We start from the raw sequence: 26393 nt of genomic DNA on the forward strand, positions 1-26393 counted from the left end.
ATGAGAAAGGGTTATTCAGATAACAGGTGGCCCATTTTTGCCGCTTTGGTTGCCAGATAACGTTCGTTGTTGGGGTTGCGGCCCACAATCAGGGGGACACGCTCAACAATGTTAATGCCGGCTTCAGTCAGTATTTCCACCTTCTTGGGGTTGTTGGTCAGCAGGCGAACCGCTTCAACGCCCAGCAATTTGAACATGTCTGCGCATAAAGTGAAATCGCGCTCATCGGCAGCAAAACCTAACTGGTGATTTGCTTCGACGGTGTCATAGCCCTGGTCCTGCAGCGCATAGGCGCGAATTTTATTCAACAGACCAATATTACGGCCTTCCTGGCGGTGATACAGTAAAATCCCCCGGCCTTCTTCGGCAATGTGCGCCAGTGCCGCTTCAAGTTGAAAACCGCAATCGCAACGCAGGCTGAATAATGCATCGCCTGTCAGGCATTCAGAATGCACGCGGGCAAGCACAGGCGTATTACCACTGATATCACCGTAGACCAGTGCAACATGGTCCTGGCCCGTTGCCAGTTCTTCAAAACCCACCATCAGGAAATCGCCCCATGGGGTAGGCAGTTTGGCTTCTGCCACACGTTTAAGCTGCATGTGAATCTCCAGTTTACAGCACAAGTTATGTCGGCCAGATGGCTGGCCTCACTTTTATTATCCAGCATTTTGCCATAACCAGCGGCAATTCGCTTCATTGGCTTTTGTGCGGCTATTTTTACTCTGTTGTTTTTGGATATGTTTACCCATGCGTGCACAATTCAGGTATTCTGCCTGGGCCTTACAGAACAGTGGAGTCGTGATGCCAGCGCAAGCTATACGAATTTTGGCGGGTATGTTACTGCTGATGTTATTACCTTTGGCTGTAATGCTGAGCAACTGGCACTGGCAACCCAACGGTTACCCTGCCTGGTTGTTACCCTTATTCTGGCTAACTGAAACTGTGACGCAGCCCTTCGGGATCCTTACGCATTGTCTCCTGTGTGTCTGGTTTTTATGGTGCCTGCGGTTCCGGTTAAAATCTGCTGTGTTACTGCTGCTTCTGCTGGGCTGCGCGGTACTGGCCGGGCAGGGCATAAAGTCGGCCATTAAAGAGCATGTGCAGGAGCCAAGGCCTTACGTTGTCTGGCTTGAACAACAACACCAGGTGCCGGTAGAACAATTTTACAGCCTGCCCAGGCACCAGCGTGCGGCGCTGGTTGCACAGCAATTACGCAATAGCCCGGAATTGCCTTCCTGGTTACGCAAACACTGGGAAAAAGAAACTGGCTTTGCGTTCCCTTCCGGGCACACCATGTTTGCAGCCAGTTGGGCGTTACTGGCGATTGGCTTGCTTTGGCCTCGCGGGCATCGAATAACCGTTATACTGGTTACTGCCTGGGCCGTGGGCGTTATGGCCAGCCGCCTGGCTCTTGGAATGCACTGGCCGCAGGATTTACTCATGGCAACCGGTATTTCTGCCTGCATTGTATTAGTTGCCTGCTGGCTGACTCAGCTATGGTGCCGGGGGCAACCTGTGCAAGAAAACCCTTAGCGTGAGGCTTGATTTCGCTACTTTCGTCACCATCTAAAGGAAATGCCTTGTTTTGTATTTTGCGCGGGCCCAGGTAAATGATAATTTATAGGGCAGAATGAGGCATTTAAGGCGGCATAACCTGCCGCGCTACTCCACATTACGGGAAGTCGTGTGAAATATATTCTTATCTTCTTAGTCGTGCTGGTTATCTTTGTTATCTCAATCACTCTGGGGGCGCAAAATGATCAGCAAGTCACCTTCAATTTCCTGATTGCTCAGGGCGAATACCGTGTTTCAACGCTTATGGCTTCGTTGTTTGGCCTCGGGTTCATCATTGGCTGGGTGGTTTGTGGGCTGTTCTGGCTGAAGACTCGTTTATCTTTAGGGCGCGCGCAACGCAGAATTAAACGCCTTGAACAGCAAATTTCCCCAGCTGCTGGTGAGGCAACAGTGTCGGACTCCCGGGGTTAATTTATGCTCGAATTGTTGTTCCTGCTCTTACCTGTGGCGGCTGCATATGGTTGGTATATGGGGCGTCGTAGTGCTCAGCAGGACAAGCAACAGGAAGCAAACCGGCTGTCTCGCGAATATGTTGCTGGCGTGAACTTTCTCCTCAGTAACCAACAAGACAAAGCTGTCGATTTGTTCCTTGAAATGCTTAAGGAAGACACCGGTACCGTTGAAGCTCACCTGACTTTAGGTAATTTGTTTCGCTCGCGGGGTGAGGTTGACCGGGCTATTCGTATCCATCAGGCATTAATGGAAAGCGCCTCGTTGTCCTATGAACAACGCTTGCTGGCTATTCAGCAACTGGGCCGTGATTATATGGCGGCTGGGCTGTATGACAGAGCCGAAAGCATGTTTATTCAGCTTACGGACGAAACTGATTTTCGCATTGGGGCTTTACAACAGTTACTGCAAATTTACCAGTCAACCAGTGACTGGCAAAAAGCAATTGATACCGCAGAGCGCCTGGTGAAACTGGGCAAAGATCGCCAGCGTATGGAGATCGCCCATTTTTATTGTGAACTGGCGTTGCAGGCATTAGGCAGTGACGATACCGACAAAGCGTTAACCTTCCTGAAAAAGGGCGATGCGGCGGACAAAAACAGTGCCCGTATCTCCATCATGCTGGGGCGTATTTATATGAACCAGGGTGATTTCCGCAAAGCCATCGAACACTTACTTCGTGTGCCTGAACAAGATAAAGAACTGGTTCCCGAAATTCTGGAGATGCTGCGCACCTGTTACCAGCAGGCTGGCCGTGAAGGGGAATGGGTGGCATTTTTGCGCCGCTGCGTTGAGGAAAATACCGGTGCCACCGCAGAGCTAATGCTGGCAGAGATCATTGCTGAGCATGAAGGGCACGAAGCCGCGCAAGTTTATATTACCCACCAACTGCAACAGCACCCGACTATGCGTGTGTTTCACCAACTTATGGATTACCACCTGAATGATGCCGAAGAAGGGCGGGCGCGGGAAAGCCTGGTGGTACTGCGTGATATGGTTGGGGAGCAACTGCGTAGCAAACCACGTTACCGTTGCCAGAAGTGTGGTTTTACTGCGTATACGTTGTACTGGCATTGCCCGTCATGCAGGGCCTGGGCTTCAGTAAAACCAATTCGTGGGCTGGACGGCCAATAATTTTTTATCATACATTAGTTACAACATACTTATAGTTGGTAAATTATTTTACCTCAGCTCCGAGCTCAGGCTTTGCAGGGCAAAGCACCTGTCATTTTTACGTGAGGGCAGGTAGAATGCTTGCCGTTTGTTTGCTTCCGCTACCAGAACAGGATCTGACTATGACGCTATCTGCTTCATCTTCTCACCGACACACGACGAACTCACCGATTGTTGTCGCGCTTGATTATGACAAACGAGATGAGGCACTTGCCTTTGTCGACCGTATCGATGCCAGCGACTGTCGGCTGAAAGTAGGGAAAGAAATGTTCACCCGCTTTGGGCCAGATTTTGTTCGCGAACTTCATCAGCGTGGCTTCGATGTCTTCCTCGACCTTAAATTCCATGATATCCCCAACACAACAGCAAGAGCTGTTGCTGCGGCTGCTGATTTAGGCGTGTGGATGGTCAATGTGCATGCCAGCGGTGGTGCGCGAATGATGAGTGCGGCGAAAGAGGCACTGGTGCCTTTTGGAGCAGACGCGCCATTATTGATTGCTGTTACTGTGCTTACCAGCATGGAAGCCTCTGACCTCGCGGATCTTGGCATTACTGTTTCGCCTGCAGAATACGCGGAACGCCTGGCGCTGTTGACCAACCGGTGCGGGCTTGACGGGGTTGTATGTTCTGCACAGGAAGCTGTGCGTTTCAAACAGGTCATTGGCAAAGAGTTTCGCCTCGTTACTCCAGGAATACGCCCTGAAGGGAGTGATGCAGGCGACCAGCGTCGTATTATGACCCCGGTAGCCGCTCAGGCTGCAGGTGTAGACTATATGGTTATCGGCCGGCCTGTGACTCGTGCCGCAGACCCTGCACAGGCACTTAAAGCGATTCTCGCGTCGTTACAGGGGCTATAAATGAGTGATAAAGACAGCCGTCTTGTTTATTCGACGGAAACCGGGCGTATCAAAGAAGCCCCAGCGCCAGTGTCCCGGCCTGCGGGCGACGGAATTGTCCGTATCCAGCGCCAGACCAGTGGCCGTAAAGGTAAGGGTGTCTGCGTAATTACCGGGATTGATGCTGATGACGCAACCATTGCCAAAATCGCAGCAGATCTCAAGAAGAAATGTGGTTGTGGCGGGTCAGTTAAAGACGGGGTTATCGAAATTCAGGGTGATAAGCGAGACCTGCTGAAGAGCGTGCTTGAAACGCAGGGTTTCAAAGTGAAACTGGCTGGCGGTTAAATACTCGATATTGCTTCAACTTCCCATGCTCCAATTTTCATAGCTGGCTTTCCCTGCCAGCTATGACTCATTCATGATTTCTTTATTTTCCAACCTGGTGGCCAATAATACCGCCAATAGCAGCTCCGCCTAATGTACCCAGTGTGCTGCCACCTGTAAGAACAGCCCCGCCAAGAGCCCCGGCACCTGCACCAATTGCGGTATTTCGGTCACGATTGGACCAGTGTGAGCAGGCAGATAACGACATCGCAAGAGTTAAGGCTAACGCCGCTGAGGCAATTTTTTTGCTAGAAACTGACATAACATTCTCCAGAGTAATTACTTCATAACGGCGACTGACTAATCTCTGCCGCTATGAATCTACCAACCGCGAAACAATGCGTTGCCAGCATCGCGGTTTGTTTAATTGTAAATTTCCCTGATGGTTTAAACAGGTAAATAGTCTTAATGCCTGCCAGGAATAATCCTGAATACCAGACAATAGCCGGGTGAGTTGTATTTTTAAGCGAGTGATTGAGCAATTTAGCTGCAAAATTATGTAGTGGCAGGATATGTCACTGCTGAAGAGTAATCCGATGCACCAGGCACCGGATACTGGTTAAACTTCCCAGGGATAAGGGGGTGTGCCTTGTTTGTCCGCAGACTGGCTATATTGTGACTCCAGTTCTTGCTTAAGAATTTCCAGGTTGTTGATTGCTGAAGCGTAATCACCAGCAACAAGAATATTTAGCACGGTATCAATTCGTGCGGCCAGTTCTCGGGGGTCAAGTTCTGCCATGGTGCCTCCTTATAAATCACTTTTATACCTCAGCATGCAGCTACCACGTTTGCCACAGGTTAATTGGCAGAACAATATCTTTTATAACCCTGCTTGCCCATTACACCCACAACGTGAACCACATAGCTGTATGTATAGTGCCTGAATCTGCAGGGCGCGAGAAGCACAAATCTATAGTTATAAAGACGTTTTAGCGCTTATTTATACGTTTTCAGTTATAGCCGTCTCTCAAATAATTGCAGTTGAGACGAATCTGCCAGCTAGTGGTTGTTAATTGCACTGAGTTTCCCTCTGATAACCTAAGGTATTTTGAACAATATTGCTGTTTTCGCCGTCAGTCAGATGCGGAACTATTATCTGGCAATGAACATGTGTCAATTTTGCCGCAAACTCTCAGTTGCTGCCCAGAGAAAGCCAGAATCAGGCAATCCTTTGTTCAGCAAGGGGATCTAATGACATTAGATCTGTCTTCATGATGAATTTGGCAGGATACGACTATGACATTAAACAACCAACCGGGCTGTGAACGCTTTACAGATACTAATCGTTTTACTCAACTTGTCGGGTATTACGAAGAGGAACGACGTACCGTGTGGATGATGCTGAGTTCTCAACCCCGCCCATGCTTTAATCACCAATTAATTGAGGAAATCATGAACCTGAGTTATCTGGTAAAAAAACTAGGTATGGCTGTGGATTTTTGGGTTACCGGTTCTTTAGTCCCCGATATGTTTAATACCGGCGGAGACCTTAACTTCTTTATTGATTGCATCCGTAACGGCAAACGTGAGGCACTACGCGCCTATGCAAGAGCCTGTGTAGACTGCGTACATGCAGCCGCACGTGGTTTCGATACTGGAGCAATCAGTATGGCTATGGTAGAAGGTAGCGCGCTGGGAGGTGGCTTTGAGGCTGCTCTGGCACACCATTTTGTACTGGCGCAACATGATGCCCGAATGGGTTTCCCTGAAATCGCGTTTAATCTTTTTCCAGGAATGGGCGCGTACTCCCTGGTTGCCCGCCGTTCTGGTATGAAGCTCGCCGAGGAGCTTATATACAAAGGTGAATCTCATACTGCTGAGTGGTACCAAAATCACGGCCTGGTTGACCAATTATTTGAACCAGGAAAGGGCTATATAGCGACGCGAACGTTAATTGATACCTTTCGCACTAAACTTAATGGTATCAGGGCGATGCTGCGAGCCAGAGCCCGGGTAATGACGTTACCCCGGTCGGAGCTCATGGATATCACTGAAGACTGGGTGGAGAGCGCCTTTGCACTTGAATCCCGGGATATCAGTTATATGGAAAGGCTGGTGATGTTACAGGATCGCCATGTTGCCACGGCGATCCGTAAGGCAGGTTAAAACCCGGTTCTTGCCTGATAACGTTTATACCATCGTTCGAAAGAAGCAGCAGGCATAGGTTTAGCAAATAGAAAACCTTGCCGTTCATTGACGCCGTTCTTAATAAGAAAGGCGTCTTCTTTTTTGCTTTCCACACCTTCGGCAATCACTTGCAGATTAAGAGCCTGCGCAACAGCGACAATCGCCCTGACTAAAGATTGTGAAACCGGGTGCTTATAAACTTCTTTCACAAAACTCTGATCGAGTTTAATAGCGTCAATGGGGAAACGGGCAAGCTGTGAAAGGGAAGAGTACCCCGTGCCAAAATCATCCAGGTGAATCTGTGCGCCTAACCGGCTGAATTGCTGAATCACTGACAGTGCCAGTTCCTCATTTTCAATCAGGCAGCTCTCGGTCAACTCAACATCAACCGGGCAATATTCAAAGTTGAGATCAGCCAGTGCCTGTTTTAAATCACTGAAGATTGTCTGGTCAGACAGTTGCCGGGCAGAAATATTGACGGCGACACGCAAATTTATCCCTTTTTTGCGCCATTTCGCGACTTGCTGAATGACATCAAGCATAACCCAACGCCCCAAAGGCACAATCAGCCCGGACTCTTCGGCATAACTGATAAAATCTGTTGGTGCTATCAAACCCCGTTCCGGAGATTGCCAGCGCACTAAGGCTTCGACACTCCTCACTTCACCACGCCAGGTGACTTTTGGTTGGTAATGAATAACTAATTGCTGGTTATCCAGCGCCTTGCGTAAATTGGTGTCCAGCCATAAATATTCGAAAACACGCTGGTTCATCTCTGGGGAGAAAACACAAAATTTACCCCGGCCGTTTTCTTTGGCTGTGTACATGGCAGTGTCTGCGTTACGAATAACACTTTCACGATCAGTACCGTGTTGCGGGGCGATAGCTATACCCAGTGAACACCCGGTGTAGACTTCAATAAGCCCAATACGGAAAGCCTGGCGCAGGCGGGAAATAATCCGTGATGACATGGCTTCCAGCGCCACCTGTGTGGTGTTGCTCGCCAGAATAATAAACTCATCACCGCCCAGGCGAGCCAGTGTTTGTTCCCCATCCAGACAACCGAGAATTGCAAGAGACACTGCCTGTAACAGCTGGTCGCCAAACATATGCCCATAGGCATCGTTCACTTTCTTGAAATTATCCAGGTCAAGATAAACCACACCAACCTGGCTGTCACCGCGCTTCTCTATTGCATCGGCAATCAGGTCATTAATGGCATTACGGTTAGGCAGGCCAGTTATGGCATCGGTGTTAGCCAGAACACGCAGGCGCTCCTGAGCTCGCCGCTCTTCTGTAATATCTGTCCCGGAGCAGATAAGAAAAATTTCATTCTTACCGCTGCCGTTATGCACAAACTTATTGCGAAACAGAAACAGGCGCTGCCCTTTGAGCGTTTTCACCCAACGCTCAACTTCATACGCATTTCCGTTGTGAAAAAATGCGCTGACATTACGCCTTGAAGCTGCGGCTTCAGTTGGCGTCATGAAAAGTTTGAAGACATTTTTACCCACAACCTCATGCTCTTTGAGGCCGGTATATTCTTCACTCAAACGGTTAAACCGCTGGATATTCCCGAGTTTATCCAGCACCACAATAACTGAATTGGCTTCGGCTACAACCTGTTCAGCGAAAGACAGCCCATGGATTAAATCGCGAGTTGTAGACGGTGTGTCATTCCAGCAGGAGACAGAGCCGCCCCATTCCTGGCGCGACAACTTACGGCCAACAAGGTGCAGCGTGACATCAGCACCGAACAGAGACACCAAAATTGTCTGGCTCGACGTAATAACCGTCATTTCACGGATATGGTCTGCCTGCTCCTGGGTAAGAGCAACCACTTGCGACGTTTCCGCGTGTTCTGCGGCGGATAACTGAAGCGCATTGCTGTCAGCAGGTAAGCGCCAGAAAGGGCTGTAGCTGCCTGAATAACGAAAAAGGAGGTTCTGCTCCAGATCGTCTTTCATGGTTTCTCCTGAACCCACAATGTTGCACATTAATAAGTGCGGTTAACTAATCAACCTTAATATAGTAGGGCGAAAATTACAAAACTGATTGTTTTTACAAGTGATGTGACCACCACGGCGTGAACAAATCAGATGCGCCTCACAATACCCGCAGAATTTATCTTAAAAATAATCAGCACTCCCCATGCTATACATTAACGCATTTGAGATAAGGGAATTCTGCAGATAAACGATAAAAAAAGCCTCCAATTGGAGGCTTTAACTATGCAGACAACCAGGGATAACACGATGATTCCCCTCTTTAATTGCTGTTCATAAAAAAGAGCAACCAGCCCCTGATGCCTGATGATGGTGAGTGATACCACCCACCATCAATATTAACCAGCGATACGGGCAATAATATTGCGTGTTTCCATACGGACTTCCGCAATGGTAACCCGGATGACATCGGTAACTTTGAAACAGGTTTCACCTTTGATTTGCACGGTACCCAGCTCCTGGCTACACACCAGTTCATCACGAACAGCATGAATAAACGGTGCAGGAATAAAGGCAACTGCGCCGTTATCAACCAGACGTACGCGCATACCACCACGTGAAACATCAATTACCTCAGCATTAAACTGAGTATCCGTGCCTGCTTTATCATTCAGGAACCGTGCATACAGCCAGTCACCGACATCTCGTTCAGCCATGCGGTTAAGACGGCGACGCTCAGCCATTTGAACCGTCAGTTCATCTGCAGGGCGGGCAATTGTTTCACCTTTGATAATCGCTTTCAGCAGACGATGGTTTACCATGTCGCCATATTTACGAATCGGTGATGTCCAGGTTGCGTAGGCTTCAAAACCCAGTCCAAAGTGGGCACCTGGTTCAGTGCTGATTTCCGCAAAAGACTGGAAACGACGGGTGCGGCTGTCCAGGAAAGAGGATGGCTGGCTGTCGAGTTCACGGCGCAGGGTGCAGAAACCTGGCAGGGTAAGCAATGCCTGAGCATCTGCTTCAATTCCGTGGCTTTTCAGTAAAGTCGCAAGTTGCTCAACAGAAGATGGGTCAAAACCGGCATGGATGTTGTAAATGCCAAAGCCCAGTTTTTCTTTCAATACCTGTGCAGCACAAAGGTTGGCTGCAATCATGGACTCTTCAACAATGCGATTGGCAATCCGGCGCGGTTCAGCAACGATGTCCAGCACTTCACCTTTTTCACCGAGAATAAAGCGGTAATCCGGGCGGTCTTTAAACACCAGCGCATTGGTTTCACGCCATTGACTGCGGCGCTGGCAAATTTGAGCCAACAGACCAATTTGTTGTGCTACAGCTTCAGCGTCAGGCTGCCACTCGCCTTGTTTCTCAAGATAATCAGAAACATTGTCATAAGCCAGTTTGGCCTTAGATTCAATGGTTGCGGCAAAGAAATGGATGTTCGCAATGGCGCCATCAGCAAGAATATCCATGCGGCAAGCCAGCACCGGGCGCGGCATGTTCGGGCGCAGTGAACACAGGTCATCAGACAGTTCACGTGGCAGCATTGGAATGTTGAAGCCAGGCAGGTAGTTGGTAAAGGCGCGAACCTGAGCAATTTTATCCAACTTGCTGTTTTCAGCAATCCAGGCTGTTGGGTCTGCGATAGCAACAGTCAGTTGCAGTACATCACCTTCTGTAACCTGAACAAACAGCGCGTCATCCATATCTTCCGTGCTGGCGCTGTCAATGGTGACAAACTCCAGTTGGGTTAAATCTTCACGGTTCAGGTGCTCATCCAGTTGTTCAGTGGCAACACCATCGGGTGCTTCACGTTCAAGGTTATGGCGTGCAAGCGTTACCCACCATGGGACGAAATGATCATCACTGAAGGTGATAAATTGAGTCAGTTCGGCATAAAAAGTGCGGTCACCTTTTAACGGGTGACGGCGCATTTCTGCCACAGCCCAGTCACCTTGCTGGAACTCATGATCCACCTGGCGGGCAGGGCGGCAAGGAATGGCATCACGCAGCAGTGGATGATCGGGAATAATAGACAGTTTATCGTCTTTCTTTTGGACCCGGCCCACAAAGCGAGACAGGAAAGGTTCAACCAGCTCTTCGGGTTCAGCCGATTCACGATCCTTGTCTGTGTGAATGACGGCAATAATCCGGTCGCCATGCATCACTTTCTTCATTTGCGGAGGTGGAATGAAATAGCTTTTTTGCGCGTCAACCTCAAGGAAGCCAAATCCTTTTTCAGTTGCTTTGACCACGCCTTCTGCTCGCGGGGTTTGAGAATGAAGTTGCTGTTTTAGCTGCGCAAGCAGCGGGTTATCCTGAAACATAATATTGGTATCGGTAGCCTAAAGAGCGGCAGACAGTTTTACGCGAATACGGGTATGGCGGCAAGTGAAGTTTGCCTGTGTTATCACTTGTCCGTGCAATTATTCCCCTTGACGTAACCTGATTACAAGCAGGTTGTCCGGATAAATACGTTTTATCAGTACAGTGCTTTAGGGTCGTTCGGCCATTGGGTCATGGTTAACTGCCAAACAACCCGGGGCCGGTAATCTATTACAGCCCGCTTATTCGGAATGCGCTCAGTGTTGTGGGCATAAAAAAGAGCAGTGTTTCACTGCTCTTTCAGATTGATGAAAAAGAAGGAAAAAGCGTGGTTTTTCCTTCTTTTTAGTTAGCAGGCGAAAATCAATGACTTGATTTTCCTGTTTTTTTATTGGGTGACATCCTCTCGTTCTGTGCGAACATGAGGTTTGTCATCAGACTCAGAGCAGTGTTTCACTGCTCTTTGCTGTTGAACCAGAAAACGCCAGGACGAATTATTTCAGTTCAAGCTCATTCATTGCAGCAATGCTGAAGCCGCCATCAACATGGACAACTTCACCGGAAATCCCGGCTGAAAGGTCTGCACACAGGAACGCAGCTGTATTACCCACGTCTTCGATAGTCACGGTACGGCGAATGGGCGTTACCGCTTCGCAGTGGGCCAGCATTTTACGGAAATCTTTAATGCCGGAGGCTGCCAGGGTACGAATCGGACCCGCTGAAATAGCGTTTACACGCACACCTTCAGGCCCCATGGCATTGGCCATGTAACGGACATTGGCTTCCAGAGACGCTTTAGCCAGCCCCATAACGTTGTAGTTAGGAATGGCACGTTCAGCACCGAGATAAGACAGCGTTAACAATGCTGAGCCGGGATTCAGCATTTGGCGGCAGGATTTAGCCATTGCGACAAAGCTGTATGCACTGATGTCATGAGCGATTTTGAAGCCTTCACGGGTGACAGCATTGACGTAGTCACCATCTAACTGGTCGGCCGGAGCAAAACCAATAGAATGTACAAAACCATCGAATTTCGGCCAGCTTGTAGCCAGCTCAGCAAACATGCTGTCGATACTGGCATCTTCAGCGACATCACACTGCAGTACGATGCTGGAACCAAAATTGGCAGCAAACTCTTCCACGCGGCCTTTCAGTTTGTCAGTCTGGTAAGTGAAAGCAAGCTCAGCACCTTCACGGTGCATAGCCTGAGCAATACCGTAGGCGATGGAGCGGTTGCTGGCCAGGCCAGTAACCAGAATGCGCTTACCGGAAAGAAAACCCATAGTTTTAATCCTTATCGTCAGTACTTGTTTGCTTTTAAATTCAAATTATTAAAAGCAATTTTTTCAATTAGTTATTCGCAATCAGCCCGAAGTTATAACTCACTGCCGGGCAGGCGGAGCAGTATATCACTCAATAACCAGGCGCCTCATCCAACCAGCGTGCCACGAAAAGCGGGTGTGCATCTATTTGTTATCTTTACGCCAGGCATCTGCGGTCAGCGCTTCACCAAAGTGGCTGGTGATAAGCCTGCGAGTTAGTTCGTGCAACGGGGAAGCAAGTACATCCGCGGTACTGCCACGCTCAACGACCTCACCATGTTGCATCACCATCACCTGGTCACTAATGTGTTTCATCATGCCAATGTGCTGGGTAACATAAATATATGAAATACCTTGTTTTTCCTGCAATTCCAGCATGAGGTTAATCAACTGAGAACGCATCGACATATCCAGAGACGCCAGTGCTTCATCGGCAATAATCACTTTTGGCCTGAGGATTAACGCGCGGGCAAGGCCCAGGCGCTGCTTTTGCCCTGGGGCAAGCATATGCGGGTAATAGCTGGCGTGATCAGGTAACAACCCAACCATGCGAAGTGTTTCCACTATTTGTTTGCGTCGAGCCTCTGGCTCTAACTCGGTATTCAGCCGTAATGGGAAATCGAGAATTTGGGAAACCCGTTGGCGAGGGTTGAGTGATGTCGAAGGATCCTGAAAGATCATGCGTATTTGCTGGCATCGCCATGCATAATCGCCATAATGCAAGGGGTGATCATTAATCACCACTTCTCCGTCTGTTGGCTCTACCATCCCTGCCAGCATTTTCGCCAGCGTAGATTTACCAGAACCATTCTCACCAATAATAGCCAGTGTCTGCCGCTCCCTGAGCATAAAACTCAGTGGTTTAACCGCTTCAACCAGTTGCCGGTGAAACATTCCTGTACGATAGCGGAAGGTTTTACTCAGGTTGCGGACTTCGAGTAATGTTTCCACCATGATTACTGGCTCTCCATGTTTAACGGGAAGTGGCATGCATACTGGCGGCTACGCGCACCGGTCAGGCGAGGTGTCTCAATGCATTCACGCTGTGCATAAGGGCAGCGTGGGCCAAGGCGGCAACCAATGGGCAAATGTTCCAGTAACGGAATGGCGCCAGGCAGGGTGTTAAGCCGGCTTTTGTGCGGCATTGCACTGCCGAAATCAGGGATGGCACGAATCAGTGCCTGGGTATATGGGTGGTAAGGCATTGATATCAGTTCATCGCTGGGGGCCGATTCCACGGTTTGCCCGCAATACATAACAATAATACGGTCTGTCCATTGGCTGAGCATTTGCAGGTCATGGCTTATTAACAAAATCGTCGTATTGTTGTTCTGGTTTAACCGGCTGAGTAAGCGGAAAATTTGCGCCTGCGTGGTGGGTTCCATTGCATTGGTGGGTTCATCGGCAATCAACAACCTTGGTTGGTTTGCCAGGGCAATGGCAATCATCACTTTCTGGCATTCACCTTCCGTCAACTCATACGGATAACTGCGCATGGCGTCTTTATGATCTTTGATGCCCACACGGTGCAGCAGCTCAATAGCCCGGCGTTTACGCCAGCCAAACCGTTTCCACCAACGGCCTTTCCAGGTCCAGCCCGGGATATTTTGCATTAACTGGCGGCCAATGGATTCCGAAGGATCCAGGCAAGACTGGGGTTCCTGAAAAATCATTGAAACATTGTGGCCAATAAGCTTACGGCGTTCCCGGGTAGAAAGGCGCATCAAATCGATGTCATTAAAGCGCATACGGTCTGCCGTGACACGCCAGTTATCTTTCGTGATACCACATAACGCTTTGGCTATCAGGCTTTTACCTGAACCAGACTCCCCAACCAAACCACGCACATCGCCTTCATTCAGCGTCAGGCTTACCCGGTCAACAGCTTTAACCCAGCCTTCGTTGGTTTTAAATTCAATGGTCAGATTACGTATATCTAATAGTGGCATTATTCCACCCCGGAGATGATTGCGCGGCGAATACCATCACCCAGCAGGTTAATCAACAGGACACTTACCATGATAGCAGCACCGGGTAACATCACGGTCCAGGGCGCGACATAAATCAACTCAAGGGAATCACCCAGCATCGCGCCCCATTCAGGAGAGGGAAGCTGTGCGCCAAGGTCGAGAAAACCAAGTGCCGCAATATCCAGAATCGCAATAGAAAAAGCGCGGGTGACTTCCCCAACCAGCCCGGCGGCAATATTGGGCAGAACTGAGTAAACCAGAATATTCAGTGTGGAAGCGCCATCAAGGCGTGTGGCGATGACATACTCTTTTTCCAGCTCATCATGCACCAGCAAATAAACTGAACGCACCATACGCGGTAACAAAGCAAGCCAGACCGCAAACATGGCATGAGACAAATGTGGCCCGGCGAAAGCAACAACAATAATCGCCAGTAACAGGGACGGAATCGACAACAACGTGTCCAGAATATGGTTAAGCGCTGCAGAACGCAGACCATGGGTTGAACCAGCAAATACGCCCATGATTAGCCCGCAAAATGCTGCCGCCAGGGTGACAGCAAACGCTCCACCAACCGTGGGTAATGCGCCGCTGAGCAACCGGCTTAATACATCGCGCCCTAAATCATCCGTGCCGAGAAAGAAAGACACATCACCATAACGCGACCATGAAGGCGGCAGTAGCTGGTAGCCCAGAAATTGCTGGTCAATACCATAAGGGGCAAAAAAATGACCGAACAGGCACAGCAGTAATAACGCACCACAACCATACAGGCCAATCATTGCTGGCGTGTCACCATAAAATTTTCGCCAGGTAATCAGCAACGGGCCGGGTGGGCGCTTTTCGCTGTAAACATTATCGTAGGGCATACCATTCCTTATGTTTCAATGGGTTGGCAAGCGCACCCAGAATATCTGAAACAACATTGACAATGATAACTAACGAGCCAATAACCATTACTCCTGCAGAGATGGCGGCATAATCTTGTTGGCGAATAGCGTTAACCAGCCAGCGCCCAAGACCCGGCCAGCTAAACACCACTTCGGTTATCATGGCGAGCGTGAGCATCGTTGAAAACTGTAAACCCAGACGGGGAATAACCGGTGGAAGGGCATTATGCAATACGTGGCGGTGCAGCACGGTAAAACGTGACATTCCACGCGTGGCTGCTGCTTTAATGTAATTAGTATCAAATACTTCGACTGTACTGATACGCATCAGGCGTACTACTTCAGTCATTGGCGCGAGAGTCAGCGTGGCAACTGGCAGCACCATATGGCGCAGCACACTCATAATCATTTGGTCGCGATAAGGTGAGTCCGAAAGCCAGGCATCAATCAGCGCAAAACCTGTCACATCTTTGACCTGGTATAGCAAGTCAATTCTGCCCGAGACAGGTAACCAGCCCAGCGTGAGAGAGAAAAATAATGTCAGCAACAGCGCCAGCCAAAAGACAGGAATTGAAAAGCCTACCAGAGCGAGAGTTGAAATCACGTTATCCTGCCATTTATAACGGGTGATACCAGCCAGCATGCCCAGAGGGATACCTATTACCAGTGCCAGGCCGAACGACAAGATACATAATTCCAGTGTTGCCGGGAAAACCTCAGCAAGTTGCTCATTAATAGACTGGCCATTAATACTGGAAACACCAAAATCCCAGTGGATTAAGCTATTGAACCAAAATAGCCACGCGTTCCAGAAAGAGGCTCCCTGTAAGGGCGCATGTGGGGTGAAATAACACAGGCTGAACCCAACAAACGACAACAGAAACAAGGTAACCATCAATAGTAACAAGCGGCGCAATGTGAAAATAATCATGGTTTTTTCACCTCAGGGATTTCACGCCATACACCAGCAAATGAAGCACTGCCGAAGGGGCTCAGCACCAGTCCTTTCATATCATACCGGTAGGCCTGCAAACGCAGGGAAGACGCCAGCGGCAGGACAGGGAGTTCCTGCGCCAGAATTTGCTGAGCGTGGTGGTAGGCTTCAATACGCGATGAAAGCTGTGGTGAATCCAGCGCCTGTTGTAGCACTGCATCAAAACCCCGGTCACACCAGTGAGAGAAGTTGGTTTGCGAACGGCTTGCAGCGCAACTCAATAACGGGCGGAAGAAACTGTCCGGGTCATTACTGTCTGTTGCCCAACCGGTTAATGTCAGGTCGTGGCTCATATCCATTAAACGGGCTTCCTGGAAACGGCCTTCCACTGCACGGATAACCACCTTCACACCCACTTGTGCCATATCTGCCTGAATCAGCTCAGCGGTTTTAAGTGGGCTGGGGTTCCAGGGCTGCGAAGTGGTTGGAACCCAAAGTTGTAATGTCAAATTCTTGATACCCAGCGCTTCCAGTTGCTGGCGTGATTTTTCCGGGTTGTATTCGGTAATTTTGGAGCTGCTATCGTAAGCCCATGATGCGCGCGGCAGAATAGAGGCCGCTGTTTCCGCCGTACCATAATAAATTGACTGCATCAGGCGTTGGTTGTTAATTGATAATGACAACGCATGGCGCACTGCCGGGTTATTAAGCGGTGGTTTGTTGGTGTTAAACGCCAAAAATGCAATGTTCATCCCGGGGCGCAAAGTCAGGCGCAAACGCGGGTCATCACGCAAAACGGTCAACTGGCTGGCAGCAGGCCACGCAAGTACATCGCATTCCCCAGTAAGCAGCCGCGACATACGCCCGGTGCCACCGGTACCCATATCAACCACCACCTGGGGCATTTTAGGCTCTCCGCGCCAGTAATGTTCATGCCGCGCCAGGCGAATAAATTGCCCCGAGCGGTATTCGGCGAGTTTAAACGGCCCGGTGCCTACCGGCAGGCGGTCAATTAACTCCTGCTTTCCAGCATTTTCCAGCTTGTGGGCATATTCAGCAGACATTACCGACGCATAGTGCGTGGCAAGATGCCATAAGAAAGAAGCATCCGGGCGCTTAAGACGAAACTCAACTGTGTAATTATCAAGCTTGCGGATACTTTCAATGGTATCGGCAAACTGAAGACTATCGAAATAGGGGTAGCTGTCGCCGTTAACGTTATGCCATGGGTCGTTTTTGTCGAAAATGCGTTTAAAACTGAACACCACATCATCAGCATTAAAATTACGGGTTGGTGCAAACCATTCAGTAGTCTGAAATGCCACGTCATGGCGTAAATGGAAGCGGAAGGTCGCGCCATTATCCAGCACTTCCCAGCTTTGAGCGAGCTCAGGCACCAGGCGGTAAGTGTAGGGATCTACGTCGAGCAACCGGTCATAAAGCTGAGCCGCAAGGGTATCTACCGTTAATCCTTCACTGACTTTTTGCGGATTAAAGGTATTAACCTGGCCGTTGGCACAATAGACAAAGCCACTCTGGCGAATGTCTGGTGGCGAGTCCTGTGACGTAGCATAAGCTGTGCTGCTAAAAGAACCCAGCAAGGCCAGCAATGAAACGAGAAATGAGCGCATATTTTTTTGAGTGACGATAACCAATAACTTAAGTGTATCGCACTCTTATCGGCATCCCAAAAAATGTCGGGATGTTTGCTGTAAATATCACCAACCAGCTAGTGAATTTGATGTTTTTTGAGCAATGCACGTAACTGGTGGTAGGTTAATCCCAATTTTTCCGCTGCCGTTTTCTGGTTAAACCTGGCTTGTTGCAGGCTGGTTAGTACCAAATCTTTCTCTTGTTGCAACTGAAATACCCGTAAATCTATGGGTAAAACCGGTGCTGAAAGCGCGGGTGATCTGGCAGGTTCTTCCCCGGCTAACTGCGAACCGGAACTTGAAAAAGGGTTGAAAACAATATTGTCGAGTACATCCGGGTCCGGACCATGGCGGTAAACCGAGCGTTCAACAACATTTTTCAGTTCACGAATATTACCCGGCCAGGGCCAGGCCAGTAACTGCGACTCGGCCTGTTCACTGAAACCGGTAAAGAGCGGCAACCCCATTTCACGGCACATTTGAATGGCAAAGTGTTGGGCCAGTAACAGAATATCTGGCTGCCGCTGGCGTAACGGGGGCAGGGTAACCACATCGAAGGCAAGGCGGTCCAGCAAGTCGGCTCTGAACTGGCCGCTGTGTGCCAGTGCAGGTAAGTCGGCATTTGTGGCACAAACCAGCCTTACATCAACCTTGAGCGGCTGGGTACCACCGACACGTTCAAGCTCGCCGTACTCAATAACCCGCAATAGCTTTTCCTGAACCTGCATGGGAGCTGTTGCCAGTTCGTCGAGAAAAAGAGTACCACCTTCGGCGCGTTCGAACCTGCCAGGGTGGCGTTTTTGCGCCCCTGTAAATGCACCTGCCTCATGCCCAAAAAGCTCTGAATCCAGTAAGTTTTCATTAAGTGCCGAACAGTTGAGCGAAACAAACGGCCCCTGCCAGCGCGGCGATAAGTAGTGAATACGGTGAGCGACCAGCTCCTTACCGGTTCCCCGTTCACCAACCACCAGAACGGGTTTGTTCAGTTGGGCCAGGCGTGAGGCATGCTCCAGCACCTCAAGAAAGTTATTGGCTTCGCCAACCAGGTTATCTTTCTCATCCATCATGGTTAAATTCACTATTTAATGGTGTATCTAACCACTATAGCCAGGTCTGGCTGGAAGGTAAAATAGTTAAAAATGTTTTATTTCAATCAGATAAAACATTGGCACGCAATTTGTAATAACCAGAGGGTACAGCAGAAGTGTAATCGCGATGGTGATAGCGATAGCGAATACCAGAGCTAAGTAAAAGGTATGCCAGCCTGGCCTGGCTCAACACAGAACCTGGCGACGTTAAGTGTGGCAGGTTAAGGAGGTTTAAATGGGAATTTTTTCGCGCTTTACTGACATCATCAATGCCAATATCAACTCCTTGTTAGAGAAAGCAGAAGATCCGCAAAAACTGGTGCGGCTGATGATTCAGGAAATGGAAGATACACTGGTTGAAGTACGGTCAACGTCTGCCCGTGCGCTGGCAGAGAAAAAACAGCTGACCCGCCGTATTGACCAGGCACTGGCTCGCCAGCAGGAGTGGCAGGAAAAGGCTGAGCTGGCGCTGAGAAAAGAAAAAGAAGATCTGGCTCGTGCAGCATTGATCGAAAAACAAAAGCTTACAGATCTTATTACCAGCCTCAATGACGAAGTCGGGCACATTGATGAAACCTTGCTGCGCATGAAAACAGAAATCGGTGAGCTTGAGAATAAACTGACTGAAACCCGTGCCCGCCAGCAAGCCCTGGCTTTGCGCCATCAGGCAGCGGCTTCATCACGTGATGTGCGTCGCCAGCTTGATAACGGAAAACTGGATGAAGCAATGGCACGTTTTGATGCGTTTGAGCGCCGTATCGACCAGATGGAAGCAGAAGCAGAAAGCCACCGGTTTGGTAAAAGCAAAACCCTTGATCAGGAATTTGCTGAATTAAAGGCCGATGATGAAATCAGTGCGCAAATTGCGGCACTGAAAGCCAAAATGAACAAGGACAACAACGCCTGATTGCACGCAGATACCCTGTGTGAGCGTCATAGATTAAGGAGAACAAATGAGCGCGCTTTTTCTGGCTATTCCGTTAACCATTTTTATGTTGTTTGTCGCACCTGTCTGGCTGTGGCTGCACTACAGCAACCGCGACAAAGGCGAGAGTGTTTTATCAAATAACGAGCAGCAACGCCTGCAGCAACTCACTGGCGAGGCGAAGCGGATGCAGGACCGGATACAGGCACTGGAACAAATACTGGATGCTGAGCATCCGGGATGGAGGGAACGTTAATGGCAGCATTTCATAAACGCAAACTCTGGCGTAACCCACAACAAGGGATGATTAAGGGAGTTTGTGCCGGGGTTGCCGAATACCTTGATGTGCCAGTAAAACTGGTGCGGGCAATAACAGTACTTTCGCTGTTTTTCGGCCTGTTCTTTTTTGTTGTGGTGGCTTATATCGCGTTAACATTTGCACTAGACCCGCGCCCGGAAGGCTTGCAGGACGAACAGGAACCGGTACCGGACAACCACCATTTGCTGGTACAGGCAGACCAGTTACTTGGCGAAAGTGAAAGGCGGCTACAGGCAATGGAGCGTTACATAACATCGGATTCCTTTACTCTGCGTAGCCGGTTTCGTCAGCTATGAAGACCGCAAACAGCACAACAGCGCCAGGCTATCGCCGCCTGGCACCGCTGGCCATGGTAGCCACGACGGTTGCGCTACGCTTTGTGCCCGCAGGGGTTGCCACTCTGGTGATTAGCCGGGTGGCCCATAAACCCTTGCGGCTGTTGTTGGGCGTTGTTCTGGAACCAGTGTTACGCACTGGCGTGAAAAAATTTACCCAACGCTGGCACAATAAACCCTGATTTATAAACCAGCCGCTGCACATCCGCGGCTGTGTGGTGGCTGGTGTTCATGTATATACTGTGGTCAGTACCTTGATTTTGCCTGGTGTGTGTCATTATCTACAGCATTGCTGTTTCCCATAAGTAGTTATCACCGCCAAATGAATCAATGTGATGCAGGTACCTTTGCAGCAGGCAAAGGGTGTACTGGCAAATAACAGGAATGTTATGAAGCGAATAAAAAATGAGTTTCAGGCCCTGGTCAACCGCGGAGCAGACAGGCACTTGCGCCTGGCGGTCACCGGGCTGAGCCGTAGCGGTAAAACCGCCTTTATTACTGCCTTCGTTAACCAATTGCTTAATACTCAAACCGGCGCGCGCCTGCCTTTACTTAACGCAGCGCGGGAAGGGCGACTGTTTGGTGCCCGCCGGGTACCACAGCAAAATTTGGGTATCCCACGCTTTACCTACGATGAAGGTATTGCACAGCTTTATGGCAACCCGCCCGCCTGGCCGACACCAACCCGTGGTGTCAGTGAAATCCGTCTTGCTTTGCGCTTTCGTTCTGGTACCAGCGTTATGCGGCATTTCAAAGAGAATGCCACGCTGTATCTCGATATTGTGGATTACCCGGGGGAATGGTTACTCGATCTCCCTATGCTCGGGCTGGACTACGCGGCCTGGTCACGCCAAATGACGGGCTTGCTGAAAGGGGCCAGAGGTGAGATGGCGGCAAAATGGCAGGCATTATCGCAAGGGCTGGACCCGAATGCCCCGGCGGATGAAAACCGCCTGGCCGAAATAGCTGCCGCCTGGACCGATTACCTGCATTCCTGTAAACAGGCCGGCCTGCACTTTATTCAGCCTGGCCGTTTTGTATTACCAGGCGAAATGTCTGGTGCGCCTGCATTGCAGTTTTTCCCCTGGCCGGATGTAGATAATGTGGGTGACCATGTTATCAGCCAGGCCGGTAAGCAAACCAATGCAGGCATGTTACGTGCCCGTTATGACTATTACTGCCAGCACGTGGTTCGCGGTTTTTACCGTGAGCACTTTATTCGGTTTGACCGGCAAATTGTGCTGGTGGATTGCCTGCAGCCACTTAATAGCGGGCCGCAGGCATTTAACGATATGCGCCTTGCACTAACGCAATTAATGCAGAGCTTCCATTACGGGCAGCGCACACTGTACCGGCGGCTGTTTTCACCCGTCATCGATAAACTGTTGTTTGCTGCCACCAAAGCAGACCACGTGACTCATGACCAGCATGCCAACCTGGTCAGCCTGCTTCAGCAACTGGTGCAGGATGCCTGGCAGAATGCTGCCTTTGAAGGCATTAAAATGGAGTGCATGGGGCTGGCATCTGTACAGGCAACCACTGCCGGGCTGGTGGATTACCAGGGTGGCAAAATGCCTGCGTTACAGGGTCACCGGTTGTCTGATGGCGCACCACTGACATTCTTCCCCGGAGAGGTGCCATCGCGCTTGCCTGGTAACGCTTTCTGGGAACAGCAGGGGTTCTCATTTGAGCAATTCCGCCCGTTACCCATGGATATTGACAGCCCTTTACCACACATTCGGCTGGATGCCGCAATGGAATTCCTGATAGGAGACAAGCTGCGATGAGTGAACCTATAAAACCACGCATTGATTTTTCGCAGGAAAAACCAGTGCAGGAGGCAGAAGCAACGGTGCGCCCGGCCAAAATGTTTGATGAGGCTGAAAACTTCGAACCCGTGCAGGTGAGTGAACCGGAAAACGAAGAAGCTCTGCAGGCTGAAGTATTAGTGTCCCGCGCGCTACAACCGAAAAAAAGCGTGTGGCGGCGCATGGTTGGGCTTGGGCTGGCCGTTTTCGGTGTGAGTGTGGTGGCGCAGGGTGTGGCATGGGCACACAATGCCTGGGTGACTCAGGACTGGATAAGTCTGGGTGGTTGTGCTGCGGGGGGGCTGATTGTCATCGCAGGCGCTGGTTCACTGGTCACAGAATGGCGCAGGTTATGGAAGTTACGCCAGCGGGTTGAAGAACGCCATGAAGCGGCCGAAATGTTAACCAGCTACGCGTCCGGCAAGGCACGGGCGTTTTGCGAAAAACTCGCCACTAAGGCGGGGCTCGATCAGCGCCATCCTGCCATGCAGCGCTGGTATGCGGCATTACATGAAACCCACAATGACAAAGAAGTCATCACTCTGTACGGGCAAATGGTGCAGCCGGTTCTGGATAACCAGGCGCGTAAAGCCATCAGCCGTTCGGCGGCGCAGTCTTCACTGATGATTGCTGTCAGCCCACTGGCACTGGTTGATATGGCGTTTGTGGCCTGGCGCAATATCCGGCTAATTAACCATATTGCCGGGTTGTACGGCATTGAACTGGGCTACTTCAGCCGTATTCGCCTGTTTCGCATGGTACTGCTGAATATTGCCTTCGCCGGAGCAAGTGAGTTGGTTCGTGAAGTGGGCATGGACTGGATGTCTCAGGACCTGGCAGCTCGTCTTTCTGCCCGGGCAGCTCAGGGCATAGGTGTAGGCCTGTTGACCGCCCGGTTGGGGATCAAAACCATGGAGTTATGCCGCCCACTCCCGTGGACAGGCGATAAACCGAAACTGGGCGATTTTCGCCGCGAACTGATAAGTGAGGTTCGCGCAACTTTGCAACGCAGTAAACAGACTAATACACCCTCTGCATAATTCAGAGCACCGCGCTGAATAGCAGTGTGGTGCTGCTCCTGCTTTTTTGATGCCTTTCACGTTGTTACCTGTAACGACAAAGCAATTGATTGATAACGCAGGCTGTCAATATTTGTTGACAGATAGCTTCTGGATAGCGCAGAAGTGCAGTATCATCACTGCTTGTCCTTTTGACTGATATATAGGTTCCTGCCATGCGCCTTGAAGTGTTTTGTGAAGACCGCCTTGGGCTCACACGTGAGTTGCTCGATTTACTGGTGCTGCGTGGCATCGATTTACGTGGCATTGAAATTGACCCCATTGGGCGCATTTATCTCAACTTTTCCACTCAGGCGTTTGATACCTTCAGCAGCCTGATGGCAGAAATCCGCCGTATTCCTGGCGTGTCTGATGTGCGTACCGTACCCTGGATGCCCACCGAGCGGGAGCACCGCGCGTTAAGCGCATTGTTGGAAGCATTGCCTGAACCCGTGCTATCGCTGGATATGAAAAGCAAAGTGGAGATGGCAAACCCGGCGTGCTGTGCATTGTTTGGCCAGGATGCCGATAAACTGCGTAACCATAATGCAGCCAGCCTGATTCCCGGTTTTAATTTTGTCCGCTGGCTGGAAAGCCGCCCGGTTGCGTCACATACCGAACATGTGGTGATTAACGGGCAAAACTTTCTGATGGAAATTACTCCGGTGCCGGTTGAAGCCGAAGAAACCGGTGAAACGGTTCCGGGTGGTGCGGTGGTAATGCTCCAGTCAACGATTCGCATGGGCAGGCAGTTGCAGAACCTGAATAACCACAATGTTGAAGCTTTCAGCCAGGTTGTCGCGGTTAGCGGCGCAATGCGCCATGTTGTCGAACTGGCACGCAAAGTGGCCGGTCTGAATGCCCCACTGCTCATTATTGGTGAAACGGGGACTGGTAAAGACTTGTTTGCCCGTGCCTGCCATATGGCGAGCCCCCGTGCAGAAAAACCTTACCTGGCGCTTAACTGTGCTTCAATCCCGGAGGATGCGGTTGAAAGTGAGTTATTCGGCCACGCTGCCGGCGCCTATGCTAATGCCACTGAAGGGAAAAAAGGGTTTTTCGAGCAGGCCAACGGCGGGTCTGTCTTATTAGATGAAATTGGCGAAATGTCGCCGCGCATGCAGGCAAAACTGTTGCGTTTTCTCAACGACGGCACCTTCCGCCGCGTGGGCGATGAACATGAAGTGCATGTGGATGTAAGGGTTATCTGCGCTACCCAGAAAAACCTTGTTGAACTGGTGCAAAAAGGCGCATTCCGCGAAGATCTTTATTACCGGCTGAATGTCCTGACATTAAATCTTCCACCATTGCGCGACTGCCCGCAGGATATCATGCCACTTACCGAGTTGTTTGTTGCGCGCTTTGCCGATGAACAAGGTGTGCCGCGGCCTAAGCTGTCATCGGAATTAAATTCAGTGCTTTCCCGCTATAGCTGGCCGGGTAATGTACGGCAGTTAAAAAATGCGATTTACCGGGCTTTGACCCAGTTGGAAGGTTATGAACTGCGTTCGCAGGATGTGTTATTACCCGATGTTGATGCCAGTGTGATGCCGGTGGGCGATGACGTGATGGAAGGCTCATTAGATGACATTACGCGCCGCTTTGAACGTGCGGTACTGACGCAGCTTTACCGTAATTACCCCAGCACACGTAAACTGGCAAGGCGGCTCGGGGTGTCGCACACCGCTATAGCAAACAAGCTAAGGGAATATGGCCTGAGTGGGCGTAAAACGGAAGAGTAGATGAAACAATTCAGGTTGTAGTGTGTACTGCCTCCCTTTGATGGCGAACCCTGCTTTGCTAAGCAGGGTTACACTGGCTACAGCACACAGATGTACTGCGCCAGTTTTTCTTTTTTGTTCATAAGTAAGCTGCGGCGTAAATCAATGGCTGCAATATTTCCCTTCGTTCCAGGCTATAAGCCCTGTCATTTCTTAATTGTTCTCAACCGGGTGGTGTTTAACATCCGGCGTTATTTCTCCCCGGCAATATCATTTCCTTCAGCAGGCTGACTCCGGTTAATTACCACCGGAATATCACGGCAATACACCTCAGGTGGCAGTAAGTTATATCTTATTGATTAATCTGATTGATTAATCTGATTGATTTCAGTATTTAAACAACGTCTAAACCAACACTATTATTAATATACCCCTGCCTGGGTGCACAGCCTTATATTCCCGCTAACTGGCTTTTTAAAAACAATAATTTAACAAATTCATCTTGTTGATTTTAATTGTTTTTCTGTGTTAATGCTCAGCTTCTCGATCGCTTGTGACGATCGGTTTCTTTATATTGATCGTTATGCCTATCAATGCCTGCTTTCGTGCTGAACAGACCAATTATCTTTTCCCGCCTGCTGTTCTTATAACTGCGCACCGCAGAACCGGTGCGTTTTTTTGCACCGGTTGCTTAATTTTTTTGTTTTTTTAGTTACCCATACAGCGATAAGACCAGAGTGCTTTCCTCTGAATGGGTTTCTCCACAAATAAGGACAGTTTGATGAAAAACAAAACCGCAGCACTCAGCGCGCTTTCGGTGTGTATTTCCCTGGCACTGAACGGCCAGGCTTTTGCACAAACCCCGCTTCCGGCAACGGTTGCCCCCACAGAAAACCTGGAATGCCCGGCAGACCTGAGCCTGCTTACCCCTGAAGAGCAGGCGGCACTGGCGGAACAGTGCCAGGCAGCAGAACCACAGCCCGAAGAAACCCAGGCCGCTCAGGCCAGTGAACTGCCAGCGTGGATGACCGACCAGACCACCCTGCTCGCCGGGGGCGGGGCCGCAGCCCTGGCCGCCACCATTGCCATTGCGGCGGGAGGCAGCAGCGGGGGCGGCGGCAGTGGCGGCGACCGTAACGAAGGCGGAGACGGTGGCAATAACGGCGGCGATGGCGACGGCAATAACTACGAAGAGTGGGAAATAGGTAACCAGCTGGAAGGGGACAACAAGGAAAACACGCTGGAAGGCAACACCAGTGCCGGAGAAGGGGAAATCGGCAACCTGGTGACCGGCAATAACACAGACAACACCCTCGAAGGCGACACGGACGTCACCGAAGGCGGCAAAGGCACGGTGGTGGACGGCAATAACACCACCACCACCAATGAAGGCGAGGTGACAGTCAGCGGTGAAGGTTCAGTGGGGCTGGAAGTGAACGGTAACGATGCTCAGGTCAGCAACACGGGCAATACCGAAGTTGACGCCGGGGGAGCCGGAACCGTTATCAACGGCAATGATGGTAGTGTAACCAACACAGGCGAGACC

At 50.2% G+C, this 26393-nt stretch carries 26 protein-coding genes and 2 pseudogenes; 16 read left to right on the forward strand and 12 right to left on the reverse strand.

Translation table 11 applies throughout. The features are described 5' to 3' along the window. Positions 1-11 precede the first annotated feature (11 nt). Entirely contained in the window at positions 12-602 is a 591-nt protein-coding gene (gene ribA, locus DT73_RS05940) for a GTP cyclohydrolase II (protein WP_036105452.1), read from the reverse strand. A 138-nt stretch (positions 603-740) separates the two neighbouring features. Here ribA and DT73_RS26725 point away from each other — a divergent pair, with 138 nt between their 5' ends. The 6 genes from DT73_RS26725 (at position 741) to yciH (ending at position 4385) form a co-directional block, all read left to right on the forward strand. Continuing rightward, complete coding sequence (locus tag DT73_RS26725) at positions 741-941, forward strand: hypothetical protein (protein WP_235234428.1); 201 nt, start codon at positions 741-743, stop codon at positions 939-941. Next, on the forward strand, positions 850-1536 hold the full coding sequence (gene pgpB, locus DT73_RS05945) for a phosphatidylglycerophosphatase B (RefSeq protein WP_235234427.1): 687 nt from the start codon (positions 850-852) through the stop codon (positions 1534-1536). The genes DT73_RS26725 and pgpB overlap by 92 nt, the downstream gene beginning before the upstream one ends. A gap of 153 nt (positions 1537-1689) precedes the next feature. Continuing rightward, entirely contained in the window at positions 1690-1989 is a 300-nt protein-coding gene (locus DT73_RS05950) for a LapA family protein (protein ID WP_036105458.1), read from the forward strand. A gap of 3 nt (positions 1990-1992) precedes the next feature. Then, a complete protein-coding gene (lapB, locus tag DT73_RS05955) occupies positions 1993-3162 on the forward strand; it encodes a lipopolysaccharide assembly protein LapB (RefSeq protein ID WP_036105461.1) in 1170 nt (389 codons plus the stop codon). A 161-nt stretch (positions 3163-3323) separates the two neighbouring features. Further along, positions 3324-4058: an orotidine-5'-phosphate decarboxylase gene (gene pyrF, locus DT73_RS05960; protein WP_036105464.1), complete on the forward strand. Its 735-nt coding sequence runs from the start codon at positions 3324-3326 to the stop codon at positions 4056-4058. Continuing rightward, complete coding sequence (gene yciH, locus DT73_RS05965) at positions 4059-4385, forward strand: stress response translation initiation inhibitor YciH (RefSeq protein ID WP_036105467.1); 327 nt, start codon at positions 4059-4061, stop codon at positions 4383-4385. A gap of 82 nt (positions 4386-4467) precedes the next feature. Here yciH and osmB read toward each other — a convergent pair whose 3' ends face one another. Both osmB and DT73_RS05975 read right to left on the reverse strand, forming a co-directional pair. Further along, positions 4468-4686, reverse strand: a complete 219-nt coding sequence (gene osmB / locus DT73_RS05970; RefSeq protein WP_036105471.1) for an osmotically-inducible lipoprotein OsmB — start codon at positions 4684-4686, stop codon at positions 4468-4470. Between the two features lie 297 nt (positions 4687-4983). Then, on the reverse strand, positions 4984-5163 hold the full coding sequence (locus DT73_RS05975; protein WP_036105474.1) for a hypothetical protein: 180 nt from the start codon (positions 5161-5163) through the stop codon (positions 4984-4986). A gap of 497 nt (positions 5164-5660) precedes the next feature. On the opposite strand from DT73_RS05975, the gene DT73_RS05980 reads away from it, so the two are divergent. Then, positions 5661-6530, forward strand: a complete 870-nt coding sequence (locus tag DT73_RS05980) for a crotonase/enoyl-CoA hydratase family protein (protein WP_036105477.1) — start codon at positions 5661-5663, stop codon at positions 6528-6530. Here DT73_RS05980 and pdeR read toward each other — a convergent pair. From pdeR to pspF, 9 genes are all read right to left on the reverse strand, one after another. Then, positions 6527-8518: a cyclic di-GMP phosphodiesterase gene (gene pdeR / locus DT73_RS05985; RefSeq protein ID WP_036105480.1), complete on the reverse strand. Its 1992-nt coding sequence runs from the start codon at positions 8516-8518 to the stop codon at positions 6527-6529. The two genes, DT73_RS05980 and pdeR, sit on opposite strands and share 4 nt — an antisense overlap. A gap of 377 nt (positions 8519-8895) precedes the next feature. Further along, positions 8896-10827 carry an exoribonuclease II gene (locus DT73_RS05990; RefSeq protein WP_036105483.1) on the reverse strand — a complete coding sequence of 644 codons (1932 nt, stop codon included), beginning with the start codon at positions 10825-10827 and terminating at the stop codon, positions 8896-8898. 492 nt (positions 10828-11319) lie between these two features. Beyond that, entirely contained in the window at positions 11320-12108 is a 789-nt protein-coding gene (fabI, locus tag DT73_RS05995; protein WP_036105486.1) for an enoyl-ACP reductase FabI, read from the reverse strand. Positions 12109-12291: 183 nt separating this feature from the next. Beyond that, on the reverse strand, positions 12292-13101 hold the full coding sequence (gene sapF / locus DT73_RS06000; RefSeq protein ID WP_036105487.1) for a putrescine export ABC transporter ATP-binding protein SapF: 810 nt from the start codon (positions 13099-13101) through the stop codon (positions 12292-12294). Positions 13102-13103: 2 nt separating this feature from the next. Then, on the reverse strand, positions 13104-14096 hold the full coding sequence (gene sapD, locus DT73_RS06005; protein WP_036105490.1) for a putrescine export ABC transporter ATP-binding protein SapD: 993 nt from the start codon (positions 14094-14096) through the stop codon (positions 13104-13106). Then, a complete protein-coding gene (gene sapC, locus DT73_RS06010; protein ID WP_036105492.1) occupies positions 14096-14986 on the reverse strand; it encodes a putrescine export ABC transporter permease SapC in 891 nt (296 codons plus the stop codon). Before sapC ends, sapD begins: the two co-directional genes overlap by 1 nt. Further along, positions 14973-15938: a putrescine export ABC transporter permease SapB gene (gene sapB, locus DT73_RS06015; RefSeq protein WP_036105496.1), complete on the reverse strand. Its 966-nt coding sequence runs from the start codon at positions 15936-15938 to the stop codon at positions 14973-14975. Before sapB ends, sapC begins: the two co-directional genes overlap by 14 nt. Continuing rightward, entirely contained in the window at positions 15935-17572 is a 1638-nt protein-coding gene (gene sapA / locus DT73_RS06020) for an ABC transporter substrate-binding protein SapA (RefSeq protein WP_036105500.1), read from the reverse strand. The genes sapB and sapA overlap by 4 nt, the downstream gene beginning before the upstream one ends. 98 nt (positions 17573-17670) lie before the next feature. Beyond that, on the reverse strand, positions 17671-18660 hold the full coding sequence (gene pspF / locus DT73_RS06025) for a phage shock protein operon transcriptional activator (RefSeq protein WP_036105501.1): 990 nt from the start codon (positions 18658-18660) through the stop codon (positions 17671-17673). 256 nt (positions 18661-18916) lie between these two features. On the opposite strand from pspF, the gene pspA reads away from it, so the two are divergent. From pspA to DT73_RS26130, 9 genes and pseudogenes are all read left to right on the forward strand, one after another. Then, complete coding sequence (pspA, locus tag DT73_RS06030) at positions 18917-19588, forward strand: phage shock protein PspA (protein ID WP_036105504.1); 672 nt, start codon at positions 18917-18919, stop codon at positions 19586-19588. Between the two features lie 46 nt (positions 19589-19634). Continuing rightward, entirely contained in the window at positions 19635-19862 is a 228-nt protein-coding gene (pspB, locus tag DT73_RS06035; protein ID WP_036105505.1) for an envelope stress response membrane protein PspB, read from the forward strand. Between the two features lie 47 nt (positions 19863-19909). Next, positions 19910-20158, forward strand: a pseudogene (locus DT73_RS06040) (PspC domain-containing protein); the annotation flags it as partial. Beyond that, positions 20141-20221, forward strand: a pseudogene (locus tag DT73_RS27045) (envelope stress response membrane protein PspC); the annotation flags it as partial. The pseudogenes DT73_RS06040 and DT73_RS27045, both read left to right, overlap by 18 nt. After that, positions 20218-20442 carry a phage shock protein PspD gene (locus tag DT73_RS06045; protein WP_036105522.1) on the forward strand — a complete coding sequence of 75 codons (225 nt, stop codon included), beginning with the start codon at positions 20218-20220 and terminating at the stop codon, positions 20440-20442. The pseudogene DT73_RS27045 and the gene DT73_RS06045, both read left to right, overlap by 4 nt. Positions 20443-20649: 207 nt before the next feature. Then, the gene (locus DT73_RS06050) at positions 20650-22047 is read left to right on the forward strand and encodes a YcjX family protein (RefSeq protein WP_036105556.1); all 1398 of its coding nucleotides are present in this window, start codon (positions 20650-20652) and stop codon (positions 22045-22047) included. Continuing rightward, positions 22044-23108, forward strand: coding sequence for a YcjF family protein (locus tag DT73_RS06055; protein WP_036105525.1), 1065 nt, complete (start codon positions 22044-22046; stop codon positions 23106-23108). Before DT73_RS06050 ends, DT73_RS06055 begins: the two co-directional genes overlap by 4 nt. A gap of 194 nt (positions 23109-23302) precedes the next feature. Next, the gene (gene tyrR / locus DT73_RS06060; RefSeq protein WP_036105528.1) at positions 23303-24868 is read left to right on the forward strand and encodes a transcriptional regulator TyrR; all 1566 of its coding nucleotides are present in this window, start codon (positions 23303-23305) and stop codon (positions 24866-24868) included. Positions 24869-25628: 760 nt separating this feature from the next. Further along, a partial coding sequence (locus DT73_RS26130; protein ID WP_036105532.1) for a hypothetical protein occupies positions 25629-26393 on the forward strand: 765 nt, incomplete at its 3' end.

The organism is Mangrovibacter sp. MFB070 (assembly GCF_000705335.1).
Classification (GTDB): domain Bacteria; phylum Pseudomonadota; class Gammaproteobacteria; order Enterobacterales; family Enterobacteriaceae; genus Mangrovibacter; species Mangrovibacter plantisponsor.